General features: G+C 67.7%; 20 protein-coding genes. 17 read left to right on the plus strand and 3 right to left on the minus strand.

Annotated elements, in window-relative coordinates; translation table 11 throughout:
• Window positions 1–88: 88 nt before the first annotated feature.
• Genes ACFTSF_RS27990 through ACFTSF_RS28045 form a run of 12 tightly spaced genes read left to right on the plus strand, consistent with a single transcriptional unit; the run spans window position 89 to window position 12170 of the window.
• Complete coding sequence (locus tag ACFTSF_RS27990; RefSeq protein WP_380156952.1) at window positions 89–1165, plus strand: NAD-dependent epimerase/dehydratase family protein; 1077 nt, start codon at window positions 89–91, stop codon at window positions 1163–1165.
• Window positions 1165–2394: a class I SAM-dependent methyltransferase gene (locus ACFTSF_RS27995; RefSeq protein WP_380156954.1), complete on the plus strand. Its 1230-nt coding sequence runs from the start codon at window positions 1165–1167 to the stop codon at window positions 2392–2394. Before ACFTSF_RS27990 ends, ACFTSF_RS27995 begins: the two co-directional genes overlap by 1 nt.
• A 27-nt stretch (window positions 2395–2421) precedes the next feature.
• Window positions 2422–3252 (plus strand): sugar phosphate nucleotidyltransferase, encoded by an 831-nt coding sequence (locus tag ACFTSF_RS28000; RefSeq protein ID WP_344150379.1) that lies wholly within the window; start codon window positions 2422–2424, stop codon window positions 3250–3252.
• Complete coding sequence (locus tag ACFTSF_RS28005) at window positions 3252–3905, plus strand: PIG-L family deacetylase (protein WP_344150382.1); 654 nt, start codon at window positions 3252–3254, stop codon at window positions 3903–3905. The genes ACFTSF_RS28000 and ACFTSF_RS28005 overlap by 1 nt, the downstream gene beginning before the upstream one ends.
• Entirely contained in the window at window positions 3899–5017 is a 1119-nt protein-coding gene (locus tag ACFTSF_RS28010; RefSeq protein WP_380156956.1) for a class I SAM-dependent methyltransferase, read from the plus strand. The genes ACFTSF_RS28005 and ACFTSF_RS28010 overlap by 7 nt, the downstream gene beginning before the upstream one ends.
• 2 nt (window positions 5018–5019) lie before the next feature.
• The gene (rfbC, locus tag ACFTSF_RS28015) at window positions 5020–5568 is read left to right on the plus strand and encodes a dTDP-4-dehydrorhamnose 3,5-epimerase (RefSeq protein ID WP_380157341.1); all 549 of its coding nucleotides are present in this window, start codon (window positions 5020–5022) and stop codon (window positions 5566–5568) included.
• Window positions 5565–6896, plus strand: coding sequence for a glutamate-1-semialdehyde 2,1-aminomutase (locus ACFTSF_RS28020; protein WP_380156957.1), 1332 nt, complete (start codon window positions 5565–5567; stop codon window positions 6894–6896). The genes rfbC and ACFTSF_RS28020 overlap by 4 nt, the downstream gene beginning before the upstream one ends.
• Window positions 6897–6940: 44 nt before the next feature.
• Entirely contained in the window at window positions 6941–7594 is a 654-nt protein-coding gene (locus ACFTSF_RS28025; protein WP_380156959.1) for a phosphatase PAP2 family protein, read from the plus strand.
• Complete coding sequence (locus ACFTSF_RS28030) at window positions 7591–8553, plus strand: glycosyltransferase family 2 protein (RefSeq protein WP_380156961.1); 963 nt, start codon at window positions 7591–7593, stop codon at window positions 8551–8553. Before ACFTSF_RS28025 ends, ACFTSF_RS28030 begins: the two co-directional genes overlap by 4 nt.
• A 1-nt stretch (window position 8554) precedes the next feature.
• Complete coding sequence (locus ACFTSF_RS28035) at window positions 8555–9742, plus strand: polysaccharide pyruvyl transferase family protein (RefSeq protein ID WP_380156962.1); 1188 nt, start codon at window positions 8555–8557, stop codon at window positions 9740–9742.
• Window positions 9739–11022, plus strand: coding sequence for a hypothetical protein (locus tag ACFTSF_RS28040; RefSeq protein ID WP_380156964.1), 1284 nt, complete (start codon window positions 9739–9741; stop codon window positions 11020–11022). The genes ACFTSF_RS28035 and ACFTSF_RS28040 overlap by 4 nt, the downstream gene beginning before the upstream one ends.
• Window positions 11019–12170, plus strand: coding sequence for a glycosyltransferase family 4 protein (locus tag ACFTSF_RS28045; protein ID WP_380156966.1), 1152 nt, complete (start codon window positions 11019–11021; stop codon window positions 12168–12170). The genes ACFTSF_RS28040 and ACFTSF_RS28045 overlap by 4 nt, the downstream gene beginning before the upstream one ends.
• A gap of 372 nt (window positions 12171–12542) precedes the next feature.
• Here the strand turns inward: ACFTSF_RS28045 and ACFTSF_RS28050 are convergent, their stop codons facing one another.
• On the minus strand, window positions 12543–12860 hold the full coding sequence (locus ACFTSF_RS28050) for an IucA/IucC family protein (RefSeq protein ID WP_344150409.1): 318 nt from the start codon (window positions 12858–12860) through the stop codon (window positions 12543–12545).
• Window positions 12861–13100: 240 nt separating this feature from the next.
• Here ACFTSF_RS28050 and ACFTSF_RS28055 point away from each other — a divergent pair, with 240 nt between their 5' ends.
• The 5 genes from ACFTSF_RS28055 to ACFTSF_RS28075 are packed head-to-tail and all read left to right on the plus strand — an operon-like array spanning window position 13101 to window position 18557.
• Window positions 13101–14591, plus strand: coding sequence for a sugar transferase (locus tag ACFTSF_RS28055; protein WP_380156969.1), 1491 nt, complete (start codon window positions 13101–13103; stop codon window positions 14589–14591).
• The gene (locus ACFTSF_RS28060; protein ID WP_380156971.1) at window positions 14591–15520 is read left to right on the plus strand and encodes a GDP-L-fucose synthase family protein; all 930 of its coding nucleotides are present in this window, start codon (window positions 14591–14593) and stop codon (window positions 15518–15520) included. Before ACFTSF_RS28055 ends, ACFTSF_RS28060 begins: the two co-directional genes overlap by 1 nt.
• Window positions 15517–16506, plus strand: a complete 990-nt coding sequence (gene gmd, locus ACFTSF_RS28065) for a GDP-mannose 4,6-dehydratase (RefSeq protein WP_344150418.1) — start codon at window positions 15517–15519, stop codon at window positions 16504–16506. The genes ACFTSF_RS28060 and gmd overlap by 4 nt, the downstream gene beginning before the upstream one ends.
• Window positions 16503–17279: a WecB/TagA/CpsF family glycosyltransferase gene (locus ACFTSF_RS28070; RefSeq protein ID WP_380156973.1), complete on the plus strand. Its 777-nt coding sequence runs from the start codon at window positions 16503–16505 to the stop codon at window positions 17277–17279. Before gmd ends, ACFTSF_RS28070 begins: the two co-directional genes overlap by 4 nt.
• Before the next feature lie 9 nt (window positions 17280–17288).
• Window positions 17289–18557: a hypothetical protein gene (locus ACFTSF_RS28075; RefSeq protein WP_380156975.1), complete on the plus strand. Its 1269-nt coding sequence runs from the start codon at window positions 17289–17291 to the stop codon at window positions 18555–18557.
• Window position 18558: 1 nt separating this feature from the next.
• Here ACFTSF_RS28075 and ACFTSF_RS28080 read toward each other — a convergent pair whose 3' ends face one another.
• Window positions 18559–18762 (minus strand): hypothetical protein, encoded by a 204-nt coding sequence (locus tag ACFTSF_RS28080; protein WP_344150427.1) that lies wholly within the window; start codon window positions 18760–18762, stop codon window positions 18559–18561.
• A 103-nt stretch (window positions 18763–18865) separates the two neighbouring features.
• Window positions 18866–20389, minus strand: coding sequence for a fibronectin type III domain-containing protein (locus tag ACFTSF_RS28085; protein ID WP_380156977.1), 1524 nt, complete (start codon window positions 20387–20389; stop codon window positions 18866–18868).
• Window positions 20390–20460: the final 71 nt, after the last annotated feature.

Here is a 20460-nt window from a genome sequence, read left to right on the forward strand (position 1 = left end):
ACAGAGGATCCCCTTTCGATGTATCAAGACCGCTTCAGCCGGATCTGTATGAGGCGACAGGGGAGTGTCGGGGTGAGGGAGCGTACGGATGAGAGTGCTGGTCACCGGCGATCGGGGTTACATCGGGGCCGTCATGGTGCCGTTCCTCCGGGCTGCGGGACATGTGGTGGACGGTCTGGACACCGGCCTGTACGAGGGCTGTGACCTGCTGGGCGGGCCGGAGCCGATCGGCGACCGCAAACCGCGGGACATGCGGGACGTCACGGCCAAGGAGCTCGAGGGGTACGACGCGGTGGTCTGCCTGGCTGCCCTGTCGAACGACCCGCTGGGCAACCTCGACAAGGAGGCGACGTACTCGGTCAACCTGCGTGGCACGCTGAACGTGGCCCAGGCGGCCAAGGACGCGGGCGTCGAGCGGTTCCTGTTCGCCTCGTCCTGCAGCCTGTACGGCGCGGCCGGGTCCGAGGCGGTCGGCGAAGACGCCGAGATGTTCCCGGTAACGGCGTACGGGGAGACCAAGGCGCTGGCCGAGCAGGAGCTGTCGAAGCTGGCCGACGACAACTTCAGCCCGACGTACCTGCGCAACGCCACCGCGTACGGCGCCTCGACGCGGCTGCGGCTGGACATCGTGGTGAACAACCTGACCGCGGTCGCGCTGACCACCGGCCAGGTGCGACTGGAGAGCGACGGCACCCCGTGGCGGCCGCTCGTCCACATCGAGGACATCAGCCGCGCGTTCGGTGAGGTGCTGGAATCGCCGCGCGACCTGATCCACGACGAGGCGTTCAACGTCGGCCGGTCCGAGGACGTCGTCCAGGTCCGCGACATCGCCGAGATGGTCCGCCAGGTCGTGCCCGGCTCGACGCTGTCGATCGCCGACGGCGCCGGCCCGGACCTGCGCAACTACAAGGTCGACTTCAGCAAGCTGAACGAGACGTTCCCGGGCCTCAAGCTCGAGTGGACGGTCCGCAAGGGCGTCGAGGAGATGTACGCCGCCTACCAGCAGCACGGTCTGACGTACGACGACTTCACGTCGGCCCAGTTCGTCCGCCTGCGCCGGATCCAGCAGCTGCTTGACAAGAACCTGGTCGACAGCCAGCTGGTCCGCCAGACCGACGAGCAGTTCCCCGGCCCGCTCGCCGACTTCTTCAAGGAGACCAACTGATGGCTGCTGTGGAATGCCGCCTCTGCGGCGAGACCCTGAACCGGACGTTCGTCGACCTCGGGATGTCACCGCCGTGCGAGAGCTTCCTGCGCGCCGACCAGATCGACGCCGGTGAGACCTTCTACCCGCTGAACGTGCGGATCTGCGACAACTGCCTGCTGGTCCAGCTCCCGGCGTACGTCGCGGCCGATGACGTCTTCTCCGACTACCTGTACTTCTCGTCGTACTCGACCAGCTGGGTGGAGCACGCCCGCCGGTTCGTCGTCGACATGCAGGAGCGCCTCGACCTCGGCGCCGAGAGCCTGATCGTCGAGGCTGCCAGCAACGACGGCTACCTGCTGCAGCATGCCGTTGCCCTCGGCATCCCGGTGCTCGGGATCGAGCCGGCCGGGAACATCGCCGAGATCGCGAACGAGAAGGGCATCCGGACCGAGAGCTACTTCCTCGGCGAGGCGACCGGCACGGACGCGGCGGCCCGGCACGGCAAGGCCGACCTCGTTGCCGGGAACAACGTGTTCGCGCATGTCCCCGACATCATCGACTTCGCCAAGGGCCTGCGTGCGCTGGTGAAGGACGACGGTCTGGTGTCGCTGGAGTTCCCGCACCTGCTGCGGCTGATCGAGCGTCGTCAGTACGACACGATCTACCACGAGCACTACTCCTACCTGTCGCTCAAGACCGCCTCGCTCGCCCTGGAGAAGGCCGGCCTCAAGGTCGTCGACGTCCAGGAGCTGGCCAGCCACGGCGGTTCGATCCGCGTCTTCAGCACGCCCGTCGAGAACGCCGGTGAGCCGACCGAGCTCGTCGGCAAGGTCCTGCAGGACGAAGAAGACGCTGGTCTGCACACGGTCGAGGGGCACGCCGGGTTCGCCCAGGAGGTCTTCACGATCAAGGCCGAGCTGGTCGAGTTCCTGATCCAGGCGCAGCGCGACGGCAAGACCGTCGCCGGGTACGGCGCGCCCGGTAAGGGGAACACGCTGCTGAACCACTGCGGGATCCGCGAGGACCTATTGCCGTACACGGTGGACCGCAGCCCGCACAAGCACGGGCTGTTCCTGCCCGGGACGCACATCCCGATCTTCGCGCCGGAGCACCTGGCCGAGACGCGTCCCGACTACATCCTGATCCTGCCGTGGAACCTGCGCGACGAGATCGTCCACCAGCTCGGCTACGCACGGGAGTGGGGCGCGAAGTTCGTCGTACCGATCCCGCGTCTCGAAGTCATCTAGAACGTTTGTGGGGGGAAGGGAAATCCGATGAAGGTCGTGATCTTCTGCGGGGGGTTCGGGCTGCGGATGCGCAGCGGCGTGGACTCCGCACCGAAACCGATGATGACGATCGGCGACCGGCCGGTCCTGTGGCACGTGATGCGGTACTACGCACACTTCGGCCACACCGAGTTCATCCTCTGCCTGGGCTTCGGCGGTTCCGCGGTCAAGGAGTACTTCCTGCGCTACGAGGAGACGGTCTCCAACGACTTCGTGATGACGAAGGGCGGGCAGCGGATCGAGCTGCTCGACTCCGACATCAGCGAATGGAAGATCACCTTCGTCGACACCGGGATCGACACGAGCATCGGTGAGCGGCTGCGCCGGGTCCGGCCGTACCTCGAGGACGACGACGTCTTCCTGGCCAACTACGGCGACGTACTGACCGATGCGCCGATGGACAAGATCGTCGACCACGTGATCTCCAGCGATGTGACGGCGAGCCTGCTCGCGGTCCCGCCGCAGGCGTCCTTCCACGTGGTCGAGTTCGGTACCGACTCGCGCGTCACCGGGCTGCGGTCGGCGGCCGATCTGAACGTGTGGATCAACGGCGGCTACTTCGTGATCAAGAAGGAGATCTTCGACGTCCTGAACGAGGGCGAGGATCTGGTCGGCGACGCGTTCCCGCGGTTGTCCGCGGTCGGCAAGCTCGAGGCGATCCCGCACCACGGGTTCTGGGCGCCGATGGACACCCTCAAGGAACGCAGTCAGCTCGAGGAGCTCTACCGCTCGGGCAAGAAGCCGTGGGCGCTGTGGGCGCACGAGAACCGCCGGTCGAACGGCCAGCTGTCCACCGAGCCAGTAGTGGTGGCACTCTGATGCTCCCGTTTCAGCTCGGCCTGATCGACGGGCCGGTCCACATCGTTGCTCTCGGCGCCCATCCGGACGACATCGAGATCGGCTGCGGCGGCACGCTGCTGAAGCTGGCCGAGTCGGTACCGGAGCTGACCGCCGAGTTCGTGATCGCGACCGGTACGCCGCTGCGTCTCGACGAGGCACGGCATGCGGCGGAGCTGTTCTTGCCGGAGTGCGAGGTGACCGTCACGTCGGCCGGGTTGCCGGACGGCCGGCTGCCCGCGCACTGGAACGAGACCAAGGAGTTGCTCGAGGCAACGGCTCGCGGAGCCGGCCGGGCCCCGGACCTGGTCTTTGCCCCGAGCAAGCACGACGCGCACCAGGACCACCGGCTGATCGCCGAGCTGGCTCCGACGGTCTGGCGCAACCACCTGGTCCTGCACTACGAGATCCCGAAGTGGGACGGCGACCTCAGCCGGCCCTGGCTGTACGTCGACCTGACCGAGGAGCAGATGCGCGAGAAGGTCGCGCGGCTGCACAAGGCGTACCCGTCCCAGGTTCCGCACGACTGGTTCGACGAAGAGACGTTCACCGGACTCGCCCGGTTGCGCGGGATGGAATGCCGAGCCCGGTACGCCGAGGCCTTCACGACCGGTAAGGGGATGTTGACGTGGTGAACTGCCGGGGGTGTGCGAGCACGGACGTCGTACCGGTCGTGGATCTCGGGGATCAGCCGACCGCTGACCTGTTCCCGGCCGCTGACACACCTGGTCCGGACCCGCGCCATCCGCTGTCGCTGTGGCTGTGCCGCGTCTGCACGCTGGTTCAGCTCGGTCCGGTCGAGGCGCAGATCGCCGAGGAGCCGCTGGCGGTCGAGTCCGCGACGAGCCTCGCGCACGCCGAGTCGTCGGTGAAGGAGATTCTGCGCGACTACCCGGAGTTGGCCGGTGGCGTGGTCTTCGAGTTCGGCAGCCCGCACGGCGGCTCCTGGCTGGACCACCTGTACGCCGCTGGGTCGCGCCTGGCCGGTGATGGTGAGAAGGCCGACCTGGTCGTCGACGTACATGGTCTGGTCCACGAACCAGCCATGGGGGAGAGCTTCAAGCTGCGGGCCGAGCGGCTCGCGCCCGGCGGTCTGCTGGTGATGGAGTTCCACCACCTGTTGCCACTGTTCGTCGGCAACCAGTTCGACACCATCCGCCACGGGCACTGGTCGTACCAGTCGCTGCGCGCGGTCGGGAACATTGCCGCTCGCAACGGTCTGACGATCGAATCGGTCAAGCAGGTGGACATGTTCGGCGGCAGCCTGATGGTGATGCTGCGGCACACCGCGGACGCCAAGCCGGATGCTTCCGTCGACGTCGTCCTGGCCGACGAAGAGGCAGCCGGTATCGCGGACGAGATCCAGCTGGCCAGCCTCCAAGAGGCCGCGTCGCACGCGGCCGGCTCGCTGCACGCCGAGCTGACCCGGCACAAGGCCGCCGGCCGCAAGGTCCTCGGGTACGGCGCTCCTTCGAAGGCGCCGGTCCTGCTCGGCCTGAGCAATGTCGGCACGGACCTGCTCGAGTTCACTGTCGACAAGGCACCGGGTAAGCACGGCCGCCGGATCCCCGGTTCCTGCATGGTCCCGATCCGCCCGGTCGACGAACTGAAGGCTGCCCGGCCGGACGTCGTACTGGTGCTGACCTGGGATATCGCCGAAGAGGTGATCGCCCAGCTCGAGGCCGACGGCGGTTGGGGTGCGACGTACCTGGTTCCGCTCCCCGAGCCGCACGAGCTGAGGCGGTGAGCATGCAGGTAGAACAGGTAGCGGGTATCGCCGGTGCGCTGATCTTCCGGCCGACGCCGCATGTCGACGAGCGCGGGTTCTTCTCGCGCACGTTCGATCGCGACGTGCTGAAGAACGCCGGGCTCGATCCGGACGCTTTCGTGCAGGACAGCATCTCTCGCTCTCGCCGTGGCGTTGTCCGGGGAATGCACATCCGTGCGGGTGCCGGTGAGGCCAAGCTCGTCAGGTGCTCGTACGGCGCCGTGCTCGACGTGGTCGTGGACCTGAGGCCCGACTCACCGACGTACCGGCAGCGCGAGACCTTTGACCTGACCGGTGAGAACCAGGTGACCGTCTACGTGCCGGCGGGTTGCGCGCACGGGTTCCAGGCGCTCACCGAGCCGGCCGATGTGTCGTACCGGATCGACCGCGCGCACGACCCGTCCGAGGACGTCTCGATCCGCTGGGACGACCCGGACCTCGACATCCACTGGCCGCTGCCGGTCACGCTCATGTCCGAGCGGGATCTCGCTGCGCCTTCCCTGGCCAAAGCGATTGCGAGGCTTTCATGAGGCTGTATAGAACCAAGATGGCCTTCGACAAGTCGATCGCCGCCAACGCCCGGCTGCACAAGGCGATCCCCGGCGGTGCGCACACCTACGCCAAGGGTGACGACCAGTACCCCGAGGACATGGCACCGGTGATCGAGCGCGGCCTCGGCGCCCACGTCTGGGATGTCGACGGCAACGAATACATCGAGTACGGCTCCGGTCTCCGCGCAGTCAGCCTCGGTCACGCGCACCCGCGCGTCGTGGAGGCGGTGCGTGGTCAGCTGGAGCACGGCAGCAACTTCGTCCGTCCGAGCATCCTCGAGCTCGAGGCAGCCGAGCGTTTCCTGGCCTCGGTGCCGACCGCCGACATGGTGAAGTTCGCCAAGAACGGTTCGGATGCGACCACGGCCGCGGTCAAGCTGGCCCGGGCGATCACCGGCCGGACCAAGGTCGCGATCTGCTCCGACCACGCCTTCTTCTCGACCGACGACTGGTTCATCACCCGGACCCCGATGGCGGCCGGTATCCCGGACGCGATCGGCGACCTGACCGTGGCCTTCCCGTACGGCGACCTGGCCGCGACCGAGGAGCTGCTTCGCCGGTACGACGGCGAGATCGCCTGCCTGATCCTGGAAGCGGCGACCCAGCAGGAACCGCCGGCCGGGTATCTGGAGGGACTGCGCGACCTCGTCCACTCGTACGGCGCGCTGCTGGTGTTCGACGAGATGATCACCGGCTTCCGCTTCTCCGAGGCCGGCGCTCAAGGCGTGTACGGCGTGACGCCAGACCTCTCGACGTTCGGCAAGGCACTCGGCAACGGGTTCGCGGTGTCGGCCCTGGCCGGCAAGCGCGAGTTCATGGAACGTGGTGGTCTGCGCGACACCAACGAGCGCGTCTTCCTGCTGTCCACCACGCACGGCGCCGAGACGCATGCACTCGCCGCCGCGATGGCGGTCATGGACGTGTACGCCGAGGAGGGCATCGCCGCGCGGTTGCACGAGCTCGGGGACAAGCTCGCCGCCGGTGTCCGCGAGGTCGCCTTGGCCGCTGGTGTCGAGGACCACGTGCTCGTCCGCGGCCGGGCGAGCAACCTGGTCTTCGCGACGCTGGACGAGAACTTCGCCCCGTCCCAGCCGTACCGGACGCTCTTCCTGCGCGAGCTGATCCTCGGTGGCGTGATCGGCCCGTCGTTCGTGGTGAGCAGCGCACTCACCGATGCGGACATCGAGCGGACCGTCGAGGTGGTCGCGCAGGCCTGCACGGTCTATCGCAAGGCGCTCGACGCCCAAGACGTCTCGGCGTTCCTGCCGGGCCGTCCGGTTCAGCCCGTCTTCCGTAAGTACGCGTGATAGGAGCCGACCGGGGCGGTGGGGTGGGGAAGGAATTGAGCACTGTGGGACCGAAGTTGGCAGTGGCACACCGTTGGGCGTTCATCTGTCTGGCGGTGTTCCTGGCCTTGGCCGTGTTCGTCACAGTCGAGCCGACGGACAGCTTCGATCGCACGCTGAAGGAAGTATTCCGACCCGACGACGTCTGGGGACCGTGGCAGTTGGTCTTCGGCAACGTCGTCGATGGTGCCGGCCCACCGGTCGCCCTCGCCGCGCTTGCGGTGGCCGGTGCGGTCGCCGCCGTACGCCGGAAGTCCTGGTGGCCGGTGATCTACGTCGGCTGCCTCGCCGTGGTGACCGTATTCCTGACACAGGTCAGCAAGGCGATTCTCGGCCGGCCGGATCCGCACAACGACGTGGGCCTGTTCAACGGGTCCTATCCCTCCGGTCACATGGTCATCCTGCTCAGTTGCCTGGGCGGGATTCTGCTCGTCTGGCGGCAGCGACCGCCGTTGTGGGCGTGGTGGCTGGTGCTCGTGGCCGAGCTGACCATGGGCTTCTCACTGCTCCTGCTGTCCATGCACTGGTTCACCGACGTGGTCGGCGGCGGACTGCTCGCCGTACCGATCGTCACTCTCGCGGCCTCGCCGCGCCTCCTCGATCCGGTGCACCGGATCAACCGCCCTGCGGCCGTCGACTCAGTTGGGAGCCCGACATGACCCACCCCAGACTCAGCATCGGCCTACCGGTCTACAACGGCGAGGAGTACCTCGCGCAGTCGTTGGACGCGGTGCTCGGCCAGACGTACACCGACTTCGAGCTGATCCTGTCCAGCAACGCGTCCACGGACGGCACGGACGACATCTGCCGCGAGTACGCCGCGCGCGACGAGCGGATCACGTTCTACCGGCAGGACCGCAACGTCGGCGCCGCACCGCACCACGACTTCGTCTTCCAGAAGAGCCACGGTGAGCTGTTCAAGTGGGCTTCCGGTGACGACCTGTGGGGCCGGGACTTGGTTGCCAAGTGCATCGACCTGCTGGATGCGAACCCGGACGCCGTACTGACGCACACCTACACCGCTGCGATCGATGGCGAGGACAACATCATCCAGGCGCTGGAATACCCGCTGCACACCGATGCAGTGGAGGCGCCGGAGCGACTGCGGAGCCAACTGCGGGACGCCGATCTACCGGGCGCAATCCAGGCCGACGACTTCTACGGCGTGATCCGGTCGGACGTGCTGCGCAAGGTGAAGCCGCACGGCAGCTTCTACCACGCAGATCAGGTGTTCATGGCTGAGCTGGTGCTGCACGGCCGCTTCCTCGAGGTACCGGAGTGGCTGTACTTCCGCCGGCACCACGACGGCCGTGCCCTGCAAGCGAATCCGACCATCAGCAGCTGGTCCCGCAATCTCGATCCGAAGCGCTCGAACAAACTCGTGCACCCGCCGATCCGGCTGGTCGCCGAATACATCCTCGGCTACTACGCCGCCGTACGCCGGTCTCCGCTGAGCGCCGCGGACAAGCGCGCCTGCAAACGGCACATCCGGGATTGGCTGACGAGCCGAGTGACGCGTCGCCTGCCAGGCGCCGTACGGCCGGAGCCGATCCAGCACTACGGTGCGATCGACACGCTGTCGGTCTCAGCCGTCGTCGCCGGATCCGAGGGGCGCTGACGTGCGGATCGGTTTGTTCGGCCGGCTCGGTTCGGGGAACATCGGCAACGATGCGACCCTCGAGGCCGTCCTGGCCTACCTGAAGGCAGAGCGGCCGGACGCCGTTCTCGACAGCCTGTGCTCCGGACCGGAGCGAGTCACCGAACGGTACGGCGTACCGGCGGCGCAGCTCGGCTGGTTGGCCGGCTCGCAACCTGCACGCGGTCCGAAGCCGATCCGGGTGGCGGTGTCACTCGGCCGGATCGTCGCCGCGTCGGTGATCGACACCTGGCGGATCATGTCCTGGGTCCGGCGGCACGACGTTGTCGTCATTCCGGGGATGGGCGTGCTGGAGACCACGTTGCCGCAGCGGCCGTGGGAGCTGCCGTGGTCGCAGTTCGTGATGTCGCTGTCGGGCAAGCTGTTCGGCGTCAAGGTCGCCTTCGTCAGCGTGGGCGCGAACGTGATCCGCGAACGGGTCAACGGCTGGTTGCTGTCGCGGTCCGCCCGGCTGGCCTACTACCGCTCGTTCCGCGACGAGCAGTCGCTGGGTGCCGCGCAGAAGATGCGGATGGCCGGTCTGTCCGATCAGGTCTATCCGGACCTCGTCTTCGCGTTGCCGACGCCGCCGATCGCTCCGGCCGGCGACTGCGTCGGTGTCGGAGTGATGGCGTTCCCCGGCGGTGACGAGGACCGCGCCCACGCCGAGCAGATCCAGGAGGAGTACACGGCCAGGATGACGCAGTTCGTCGAGCGTCTGCTGGCCGACGGGCGCCGCGTCCGGCTGCTGATCGGCGACGAGGCCGACGAGGCAGTTGTGCTGGATGTGCAGTCCCGGGTCCAGTCGGCGCAGGTGGTGTACGAACCGTTCACGTCCACCGATGAGCTGATGAATCAGCTCGGCACGGTCGACACCGTCATCGGCACCCGTTTTCACACCGTGCTGTTCGGGCTGAAGCTCGGCAAGCCGACGATCGCGATCGGGTACGGACGCAAGCACCTCGCGGTGATGGAGCAGTTCGGTGTCGAGGAGTGGTTCCAGGACATTCGCGAGCTTGATGCCGAACGCCTGTACAAGCAGTTCGCGGCGCTCCAAGGCGAGCGGGTGCGGGTGGTCGGCACCATCGACGAACGGCTGCAGGTGGTTCGGGAGCGGCTGGACGAGCAGTTCGCCGAGCTGACCGCCGTACTGTTCGGGGGCCGACCGTGAGCGTGCGCAAGCAGGTCCTCGGGCGGTTGAGTTGGGGGATCGCCGATCAGGCGGTGTCCAGTCTCGGCAACTTCCTGCTCGGGGTGTTCGTGGCCCGGCTGATGGGGGCCGCGAGTCTGGGTGCGCTTGGACTGGCGTTTGTCGCGTATGCGATCGCTTTGAATTGCTCGCGGGCGCTGTCGACCGATGCGGTGATGGTTCGGTTCAGTGCGGCAGGGAAGGACAGTTGGCGGCAGGCGGTCGCCGCTGCGGGCGGGGTCGCGCTGTTCGTCGGCGTACTGAGTGGTCTGATCTGTGTGGGACTTGGCGTGGTGCTGAAGCAGCTCACGCCGGGATCCGAGGCCGGTGCCGCGTTCATTGCCCTGGGCATCGTTCTGCCGGGGTTGATGTTCCAGGACAGCTGGCGGTCGGCGTTCTTCGCTGCGGGTCAAGGCGCCAAGACGTTCGTCAACGACGCCGTGTGGTCCGTGCTGATGGTTGCCGTGCTCGCGGTCGGGTACGCCGCTGACGTCCGCGGCATCACCTTCGCGCTCCTCGTCTTCGGCGGTACGGCGTGGGTCGCGGGACTGTTCGGTATCTGGCAGGCGCGGATCCTGCCGCGGCCGGGGCTCGCTCTGGGCTGGCTGCGCAAGCACCGCGATCTGGGCATGCGGTTCCTGGTGGAGAACGTCGTACTGGGTGCTAGTGGTCAGATCCGCGCGCTCGTGGTCGCGACGACCGGTGGTCTCGCGGCCGCCGGTGCGATTCGTGGCGCGGAGATGGTGATCGGGCCGGTCGCTGCGCTGCTGATGGGGGTCGGCCAGGTCGCGGTTCCGGAGGCTGCTCGGGCGTTGACCCGCGGTCGTCGCGCGCTACTCCGCCTCGGTGCTGCCCTGAGTGGTGGGCTGGCGGTTGTCGCCCTCGCCTGGGGGGTGACCGTGATGGTCACGTTCCCGCTCGGGATCGGGCGGCTGGTGCTTGGCGATGTCTGGGCCGACGCGCGTGGTTTGGTCCTCGGCATCGTCGTGAGTTGTGCCGCTGGGTGCACCCACGTGGGTCCGTCGGCTGCTTTGCGCGCCCTTGGTCGAGCCGACCTGACCATGCAGTGCCAGATCGTCGTGACCACACTCTTCGTCGCGATGGCCGCGGCCGGTGCCGTGTTCTGGGGCGCCCAAGGCGCTGTGTGGGGGACCGCGATCGCGTCGATCGTCGGCGGCGGAATCTGGTGGAGCCGGTTGCAGAAGGCACAGCACGAGCACTTCGGTACGGCGCACCTGTCACCTGAGGGAGCGCCGGCATGAGAGAAGTGGTCATCGCGACGCTGATGAGACTCGAGGGCCCATCCGGTCTACAGAGTCACGTCCGCACCTTCGACGCCTACCTACGAGCAGAGTCCGAGCCGGTCAGCGTGGTCAGCCCGTTCGCAGCCCGCTCGCCGTTCGTCCTCCCGATCTTCGCCGCCCGAATCGGCATCCGCCGAATCAGCCGCCCGGCCGGGATCCGCTGGCACGAGTACTGGCACGCCCGCTACCTCGAAGCCGCTCTTCGCCGGCACCTGGCTTCGCGCCCTGATGCGGTGATCTACGCCCAATGCCCGATCAGCGCCGGCGTCGCCCTCCGAGTCCGCACCACGCAGTCCGTCGTGATGGTCGCGCACCTGAACATCTCGCAGGCCGACGAGTGGGCCGACAAGGGCGAGATCCCCCGCGACGGCACTCTCTTCCGCTCGATCCAGCAGCACGAGACCGACGTACTGAGCAAGCTCGACGGGATCGTCTACGTCTCCAGCTTCAACAAGTCCCAACTGGAAGCCCGCATCCCAGCCCTGCACAACGTGCCGAGCGCAGTATTCCCCAACCCGGTACCCGACAGCCCGCGCCCAGCCGTCGCGCCCTCGCCTGTCGCCGACCTCGTCACCATCGGCGGACTCGAACCGCGCAAGAACCACACCCACCTGCTCCGAATCCTCGGCGCCGCAGCAGCCCGCGGCCACCGCTACACCCTCTCCATCGTCGGCGACGGCCCCGAGCGAGCCGCCCTGCAGAAGCAGGCAACCGAGCTAGGCATCGCCGACCAGATCCGCTTCCTCGGCTACCAGTCGGACCCCCGGCCGATAGTCCGCCAACACCGCGTCTACTGCCACACCGCCACCATGGAAAGCTTCGGCATAGTCCTAGTAGAAGCCATGGCCGAGGGCCTCCCTGTCATCACAGCCCCCGTCGGCGGCATCCCCGACGTAGTCCACCCCGGCACCGAAGGCCTCTTCTGGCCCCTCGACGATGCCGATGCGGCCGCCGAGATCCTGATCAACCTGATGGAAGACCCCGCCACGCTCACCCGCCTGGCCGCAGCCGCCCGAACCACCTTCCAGCAAAACTTCGCCGCCGACGTAGTCGGCCGCCAGCTACACACCTTCCTCCACCACACCGCCCGCGTCGTAACCCACTAACCCCTGGCGCGCGTCTCGCCCAATGTGGCGGGCGTGCTGCCCAATGTGACGAGTGCGCCGTCGAGTGTGAGCTCCATGCCGTTCTCCATCGTTTACCGGCGGCAATCTCCCCACAGTCAAGCCAGGGCCGCTGGTGGTGGGCCCGCGACCGAAGCCACCGTGCCCCCAAAGGTGGGTCGCCTTGTCTTTGTGCACGAGATCGCACTTTGAGGGCCCACCAGTCATTTTCGCGAGCTCAGTGTGGTCGGTGGGTGCACAAAGATGAGGTGGGTGCACAAAGAGCAGCGGGGGTGTTCAGGAGTGGACGGCTGCTCTTTGGGGGCGAGGTGGGGGTGGGGCGGTGGAGGGGGCCGTCTTGCGGGCCGGCAGGGGTTAGGCGCTGGCGCCGAGGAGGACTAGGTTGCGTTTGGCTAGCTCGCCGGCGCAGCGGGTGGCTAGGCGCTGGGCCCACTGCCTTGGGTGGACGGCGATCAGCTGGAACTCGGTGACGTCCAGGCCGCGCTCGGCCAGGGTTGCCGCGAACTCGGCCTGTGACTCGGGGGCGAGCTCCGCGGTCGGGACGGTCTCGGCTAGTACGGCGCAACTGGCCCGATCGCGTCGGGCGGCCAGCCACACCGGCGCCTCCGGATCCGGCGCGTAGCTGCGGTACGCGTCGAGGCCGAAACCGATCAGGTCGTCGATGGTGGTCACCGGACTCCTTTGGTAGTGGGTGCGACTACTTGATTAGGGTTGCCTAAGTTCGTGGTCCGTGCAAGTTCTCTGCAACGGTTCTGCGTCGGTGGTCGCAGTACACCGCGGCGCGTAGTAACCTGCCGTGACTCGCCGTCAACATGCGGGTGAATTTTGAGAGCGAGGAAACCAGGATTTCACCGTCACTTAGTGCGGTGATCACCGTTTGACAGGTATGACGCGCAGACACGAGGAAGCGGAGTGAGCGGAGCTGAGGCGCCGGACGCGGTCGACGGCCGCCGTCCGCTCTGGGTGGTTCCGCATGAGGTTCCCGCCATCGTTCCCCGGTCGTCGCGCTCGACCGAACCTCGCTGGCTCGGGGTGTACCGCTGGGCCGCCGTCGGTGGTGATCTGCTGGCCGCGATGCTCGGGGTTTTCGTAGCGCTGCTGGCCCGGTTCGGTTCGGGGGTCGGCAGTGGCTATCTGATCGTGAGCAGCTTGCTGCCGCTGGCCTGGGTGGCTGCGGTCGCGTTGTCCAAGGGCTACGACCCCCGGTACTTCGGGACCGGGCCGGACGAGTTCCGGTCGCTGCTGCGGTCGGGGGTCGGGCTGACCGCGGCGGTGGCGATGGCGTCGTACGTGACGAAGACCGAGATCGCGCGCGGCTTCGTCGTACTGGCGATTCCGGTGATGTGTGCGGCCGCGCTGTGCCTGCGTTACGCGCTGCGGAAGGATCTGCACCGGCACCGGGTTCGAGGTCGTTGTATGCATCGGGTTCTTGTGGTCGGGCACAGCGTCCCGGCCGCAACCTTGTGTGAGCACCTCGAGAGCCGGCCGACGGATGGATTCCGGGTGGTCGCCACCTGCCGTCCGCGCACCGAAGAGGTGACCGACGGGCCGCTGCACGCCGATGAGCTGGACGAGGCGGACATCCTGGCCGCCGCCGACCGGCACGCGGTCGAGGTCGTCGCCATCTCCACCGACCCCGAGCTGGTCGGGCACTCGCTGCGCCGGCTGTCGTGGGCGCTGGAGCAGCGCGGGATCGAGCTGATCGTCTCGCCGGGCATCATCGAGGTCGCCGGTCCGCGGATCTCGGTCCGCCCGGTCGCCGGCCTGTCGCTCCTGCACCTCGAGCGGCCCTCGGTCAGCGGTGGACCGCACCTGATGAAGGCCGTCTTCGACCGGATCATCGCGCTCGGCATGATCATCCTGCTGTCGCCGTTGCTGATCGGTCTGGCGCTCGCGGTCCGGCTGTCGAGCCCGGGCTCGGTGTTGTTCCGTCAGCAGCGCGTGGGCCGCGCGGGTGCCGAGTTCACCATGCTGAAGTTCCGCAGCATGTACTCCGATGCCGAGCAGCGGCTGGGTGACCTCTATGCCTTGAGCGACGGCAACGGTGTGATCTTCAAGATGCGCGACGACCCGCGGATGACGCCGCTCGGCCGCTGGATCCGGCGCTTCTCGCTGGACGAGCTGCCGCAGCTGTTCAACGTCCTGCGCGGTGAGATGTCGCTGGTCGGCCCCCGGCCGCCGCTGTCCGAGGAGGTCGCGCTGTACGCTGCCGACGACTCCCGCCGGATGCTGGTCAAGCCGGGGATCACCGGCCTGTGGCAGGTCAGTGGCCGCAGCGACCTGTCCTGGGACGAGTCGGTCCGGCTCGACCTGCGGTACGTCGACAACTGGTCGATGACACTCGACCTGCTGATTCTCTGGAAGACCGCGCGTGCGGTGTTCTACGGCGCGGGAGCGTACTGATGCAACTTGATGCGACCGTCTACGTGGCGGGCCATCGCGGCCTCGTCGGCTCCGCGATCTGGCGGCGGCTGGAGGCGGCCGGGCACACCCGGCTGATCGGTGCCTCGTCGTCCGAGCTGGACCTGCGGGACCGGGATGCGACGTTCGCGTTCCTGGCCGAGCATCGGCCGGAGGTCGTGATCGACGCCGCGGCCCGGGTCGGCGGGATCCTGGCGAACCGCGATCACCCGACCGAGTTCCTCAGCGACAACCTGCGCATTCAGGTCAACCTGATGGACGCGGCCCTCGACGTACGGACGCCGCGGTTGTTGTTCCTCGGATCGTCGTGCATCTATCCGAAGTACGCCGAGCAGCCGATCCGCGAGTCGAGTCTGCTGACCGGCGAGCTGGAGCCGACCAACGATGCTTACGCGATCGCCAAGATCGCCGGGATCATGCAGGTCCAGGCGGTACGGCGGCAGTACGGTCTGCCGTGGATCTCGGCGATGCCGACCAACCTGTACGGGCCGAACGACAACTTCGATCTGACGTCGTCACATGTGTTACCTGCGTTGATCCGGCGGTTCCACGACGCGAAGGTCGCGGGCGCGCCGGAGGTGGTGTTGTGGGGGAGTGGTACGCCGCGCCGGGAGTTCCTGCATGTGGACGACCTGGCTGACGCGTGCCTGCATCTGCTGGAGACGTACGACGAGCCGGAGCCGATCAATGTCGGTGTCGGCGAGGACGTGACGATCCAGGAACTGGCTTCGTTGGTTGCCCGCGTTGTGGGCTACGAAGGGGCCATTGGCAACGATTTGTCCAAACCGGACGGGACGCCGCGCAAGCTGCTCGATGTGAGCCGCCTGCAGGCGTTGGGGTGGAAGCCGACCATCGACCTCTCCGACGGAGTGGCCGCCACCTACGCCTGGTACTTGGAGCACGCTGTATGAAGAAAGCGTTCGTGACTGGCATCACCGGGCAGGACGGGTCGTACCTCGCTGAGCTGTTGCTTGCCAAGGGCTACGAGGTGCACGGCCTGATCCGGCGGGCGTCGACGTTCAACACGAAGCGGATCGACCATCTGTACGAGGATCCGCAGCAGACGGGCAAGCGGTTGTTCCTGCACTACGGGGACCTGACCGACGGCTCGCGGCTGGTGACGTTGCTGGCCTCGATCCAGCCGGCCGAGGTGTACCACCTGGCCGCGCAGTCGCATGTGCGGGTGTCGTTCGACGAGCCGGAGTACACCGGTGACACGACCGGGATGGGGACGACGCGGCTGCTCGAGGCGATCCGAATGATCGGTCTGGACTGCAGGTTCTACCAGGCGTCGTCATCGGAGATGTTCGGTGCCACGCCACCGCCGCAGAACGAGTCGACCCCGTTCTACCCGCGCTCGCCGTACGGGGCGGCGAAGCTGTACGGGTACTGGATGACGCGGAACTACCGCGAGGCGTACGAGATGTTCGCGGTGAACGGGATCCTGTTCAACCACGAGTCGCCGCGGCGGGGTGAGACCTTCGTGACGCGGAAGATCACCCGCGCGGTCGCGGCGATCAAGCTGGGCAAGCAGGAGCGGCTGTATCTGGGGAACCTGGATGCGTGCCGGGACTGGGGGTACGCGCCGGAGTACGTCGAGGGGATGTGGCGGATGCTGCAGCACGACACTCCGGCCGATTACGTGATCGCGACCGGTACGTCGTACTCGGTGCGAGACTTCGTGTCGCTGGCCTTCGATCATGTCGGGCTGGACTGGGAGGAGTTCGTCGATCACGACTCCCGGTACGAGCGCCCGACCGAGGTCGACTCCCTGATCGGTGACGCGTCGAAGGCGAACACCGAGCTGGGCTGGAAGGCCCAGACCCACGTACCCGAACTGGTCCGCATCATGGTCGACGCGGATCTGGCCCTGCTGACCCCGGAGGACGACCGATGACCGATCTCGAGGCCCCTGCCACTGCAGCGGACCGGGTCGACGTACTCGGCATCCAGGTCAGCGTGACCAATCTCGATCACACCGTCGCGACGTTCGAGCGCTGGATCGACCACGGTGAGCGGCAGCTGGTCTGCGTCACCGACATGAACGCGCTGCTGCACGCCAAGGCGGACGAGCGGCTGACAGAGGTGTACAACACCGCCGGTCTCGTCGTACCGGACGGCATGCCGCTGGTCTGGGCGGGTAAGAAGGCCGGCTTTGAGCAGATGGACCGGGTGGCCGGGCCGGACCTGCTCGAGCGGGTGATGGCCGAGGCTTCCGAGCGTGGCTGGACGCAGTACTTCTACGGCGGTGCCGAGGGCGTGGCCGACGAGCTGCGGATGCGGTTCCAGGAACAGCACCCGGCATTGAAGGTGCTCGGGGTCGAGTGCCCGCCGTACCGGGCGCTGACCGAGGCCGAGGACGCCGAGACGGTGGACCGGATGAACTCGGCGCGGCCGGACATCATCTGGGTCGGACTCGGCGCTCCGAAACAGGAGCGCTGGATGGCTGAGCACCGCGAGCGGCTGAACGCGGCGATCCTGATCGGCGTCGGTGCGGCGTTCGACTTCCACACCGGGCGGCTGGACCGCGCACCGCTGTGGATGCAGCGCGCGGGGCTGGAGTGGAGCTATCGGCTCTACAAGGAGCCGCGGCGGCTGTGGAAGCGCTATCTGATCGGGATTCCGCGTTTCGGGATCGGCATCCTGCGTCGCCCGCCACGTGCTGTGTAACGTGCGGGAGTGAAGTTTCGGCCGCCCAAACTCAGTCGACTGGCCGGACCGGCCGGTCGCGCGGGATGGGGGTTGGCCGACCAGGCCCTGTCCAGTCTGAGCAACCTGGCCGTCGGTGTGGTGGTGGCACGGTCCAGCTCGGTCGCTGACTTCGGTGTGTACGCGCTGGCCTTCGGCGGCTACACGATCGCTTTGAATGTGTCCCGTGCGGTGGCCACTGAGCCACTGGCTGTCCGGCACTCCACTGACGGCCGTACGCCGGCCTGGGAGCGCGCGGTCCGAGCCAGTACGGCGACCGCGCTGCTGCTCGGCTTTCTCGGGCTACTGGTCGGGCTGGCGATCGCACTGTTCCCAGGTATGCCGTCGCGCGGGGTGCTGATCGCTTTCGCCGTCACCCTGCCAGGGCTGCTGCTGCAGGACGCGTGGCGCTGGGCGTTCTTCGTGGTGGGGGACGGCTACAAGGCCTTCCTGAACGACCTGATCTGGCTGCTCAGCATGCTCGCGATCTTCGGCGGCCTGTACCTGACCGATACCGCGTCCGCGTTCTCCCTCACCTTCGCCTGGGGACTGGGCGCGGTGATCGCCGCCGTCGCCGGTCGTTTCCAGACCGGGCTCGCGCCGCGCCGCCAGCTGATCCGAGAGTGGGTACGCCGGAACTGGGACCTGACCCCGAAGTACGTCGGGGAGATGCTGGCGATCTCCGGCACGATCCAGGTCTACATGCTCGGGATCACCGCAGCAGCCGGGCTGGCCGCCACCGCCGGTATCCGCGGTGCCCAGGTCCTGCTCGGTCCGGTGAACGTGCTCAACCAGGGCATCCGGATGATCTCGGTCCCCGAAGCAGGCCGTGCGCTGCGGCACTCCTACCGCAGGCTCTGGCTGGTCGGTCTGGCCATTTCACTGGGTGTTGGCGCCGGAGCGCTCGCCTGGGGAGCGGTGTTCCTGCTGCTCCCACCAGTCGTCGGCCGCGAGCTGCTGGGACCAGGTGTCTGGGCGCAGGCACACGCCGTACTGATCCCAGTGATCCTGCTCCAGGCCTTCGGTGCCTCGAATGCTGGCGCCTTCGCGATTCTGCGGGCCCTGGCGGCCGCTAACCGGGGTTTGGGCGTCCGGTTGGTCTCATCGGTCGCACTGGTCGTCTGTGGCGTCGGAGGCGCCTTCCTGGCCGGTGCCAGCGGCGCTGCCTGGGGCCTGGCCGGCGCGTCGTTCTGCACGCTGCTGCTGTGGTGGCATCAAGCCAACCGCGCCATCGCCTCTCACCGCCGCGCCAACGCCTGAGCTACCTGCGGTCTAACAGGCCGTCGAACTCGGTCGGGGTGACCGGGGCGTCCCCGCAGCGGAGCTGGGCGGCCACAGTGAGCGCGAACGACGCCGCGGTCGTCCACAGCCGCGCCCCGGGCCGGTGCAGCCCGATCAGCAGAGCCGTCGCGAGTGCTGCTCCGGCCAGCGCCGTACCGATCAGCTGCAGAGTCCGACGTGTCATGAGAACAGCATCCCGAACCCGAACCGGGGCCGGCATCGCCCAACAGAACCTACTTTGCCGGTACGACGTACGACCCCGGTATGACGTGGAACCCTGCCGAGAGCTACTTGACCGTGATGGTCGAGTAGCCGCCGCGGACGGTGTTCTTCCCGTCGGTGACCTCGATGCGGTACATCTGCGAACCGAGCGGCGCGTTGGGGTCGGTGAGCGTGATGCTCGGCCGGCTCCAGAACGTCGAGTTCGCGGTGGTGGTGGCGACCACCACGTTCGCCGAGCCGCGCAGCAGGCGGTAGGTGAGCGTGATGTCGTCGTTGTCGACCGAGGTCTGGACGGTCGCCTTGACCTGCTTGGTGACCGCGTTGGACAGCGTCGGCAACGCCGGGCCGAGCGGGAGAGCGCCGGTCCCCAGGTTGGTGAAGCGGGTCAGACCCTGCTGATTGGCGCCGTTCACCTTGGTGAAGTCACCGCCGACCCACAGGTCCGTGCCACCGGTCGCCGAGACCAGCGGACCGACCTGCGTCGGAGCCGCGGCGTTGGTGTTCGGGAACCAGGGCCCGAGCTTGCCGTCGGCCGGGTTCTGCAGCAGCAGGTAGTGGTTGCCGGTGCCCTCCGGGAACGCCGGACCGGCCGTGGACGCGCTGCAGTCGTGCGCGTGCGAGCCCTTGAACAGCCAGCCGCTCACCATCGTGATCGCCTCGGTGGCGCCGAGGCAGGTGTTCCGCCAGACCAGGTTGCCGGTGGCAACATCGGCCGCCCAGGTGCCGTCGAAACAGCCGCCGCCGTCACCGGCGTTGGCGAAGTACACCTTGGTGCCGACCGTCTCGATGTCCTTGACCCGGCTCTTGCAGGTCGAGGTCGGGTTCGGTACGGCGGAGGCCGCGGAGAACGGCAGGATCGCACCGGTCGAGTTGTTCACACTCGCCACGGCCCACCGGCTGGTGGTGCCGATCTTGGTGAAGGTGCCACCGAGGTAGACCTTCGAGTTGTCGTCGGCCGCGTCGATCGCGTACACGTCGGCGTCGGCGTTGGGGTTCCACGGCAGCAACGTGCCGTCGACCGTGCTGATCGCCGCCGCGCGGTTGCGGGCGACGCCGTTCACGAGTCCGAACGAACCACCGAAGTACAGGCTGTTGCCGCCGATGGCGAGCGTCTTGACCCGGTAGGACACGCTGGGCTTGATGTTCGCGATCAGGGCGCCGGTGGTGGAGTCGAAGGCGGCCACCCGGTTCCGGGTGACACCGTCGACCTTGGTGAAGTCACCGCCGACATAGATCCGCGAGCCGTCCGGCGACGCGACGATCGACCAGACCACGCCGTTCAGCACGTGGTTGAACGAGGTGTCGAGCGCACCGGAGCTGGTGCTGAACGCGGCCAGGTACGTCCGGCTGGTCTGGCTGGCGCCCGGGGCGGCACCGGGCGGACGGACGTTCAGGAAGCGGCCACCGACGAACGCCTTGTTCTTGGCGACGGCCAGGCCGAGCACACTCGCGTCGGTCTGCCAGGCCGAAGCCGGCAGCGCGGTGAGCGGGCCACCGGTGGTGACTGCGGTTTGGGCCGGCTGCAGAGCGACCAGGAGCCCGGCAACGCCGAGACCTGCCGCGCCGAGCGCAGCGATAAGTTTCCTCACTTTTATGAACCCCCCTCGGGTTCAAATGTACTCCGGGGACCGGCAGGCGGCCGGCGGGCGAATGCGAAGGG

Origin of the sequence: Kribbella sp. NPDC056951 (genome assembly GCF_042674205.1) — a bacterium.
GTDB classification, from domain to species: domain Bacteria; phylum Actinomycetota; class Actinomycetes; order Propionibacteriales; family Kribbellaceae; genus Kribbella; species Kribbella yunnanensis.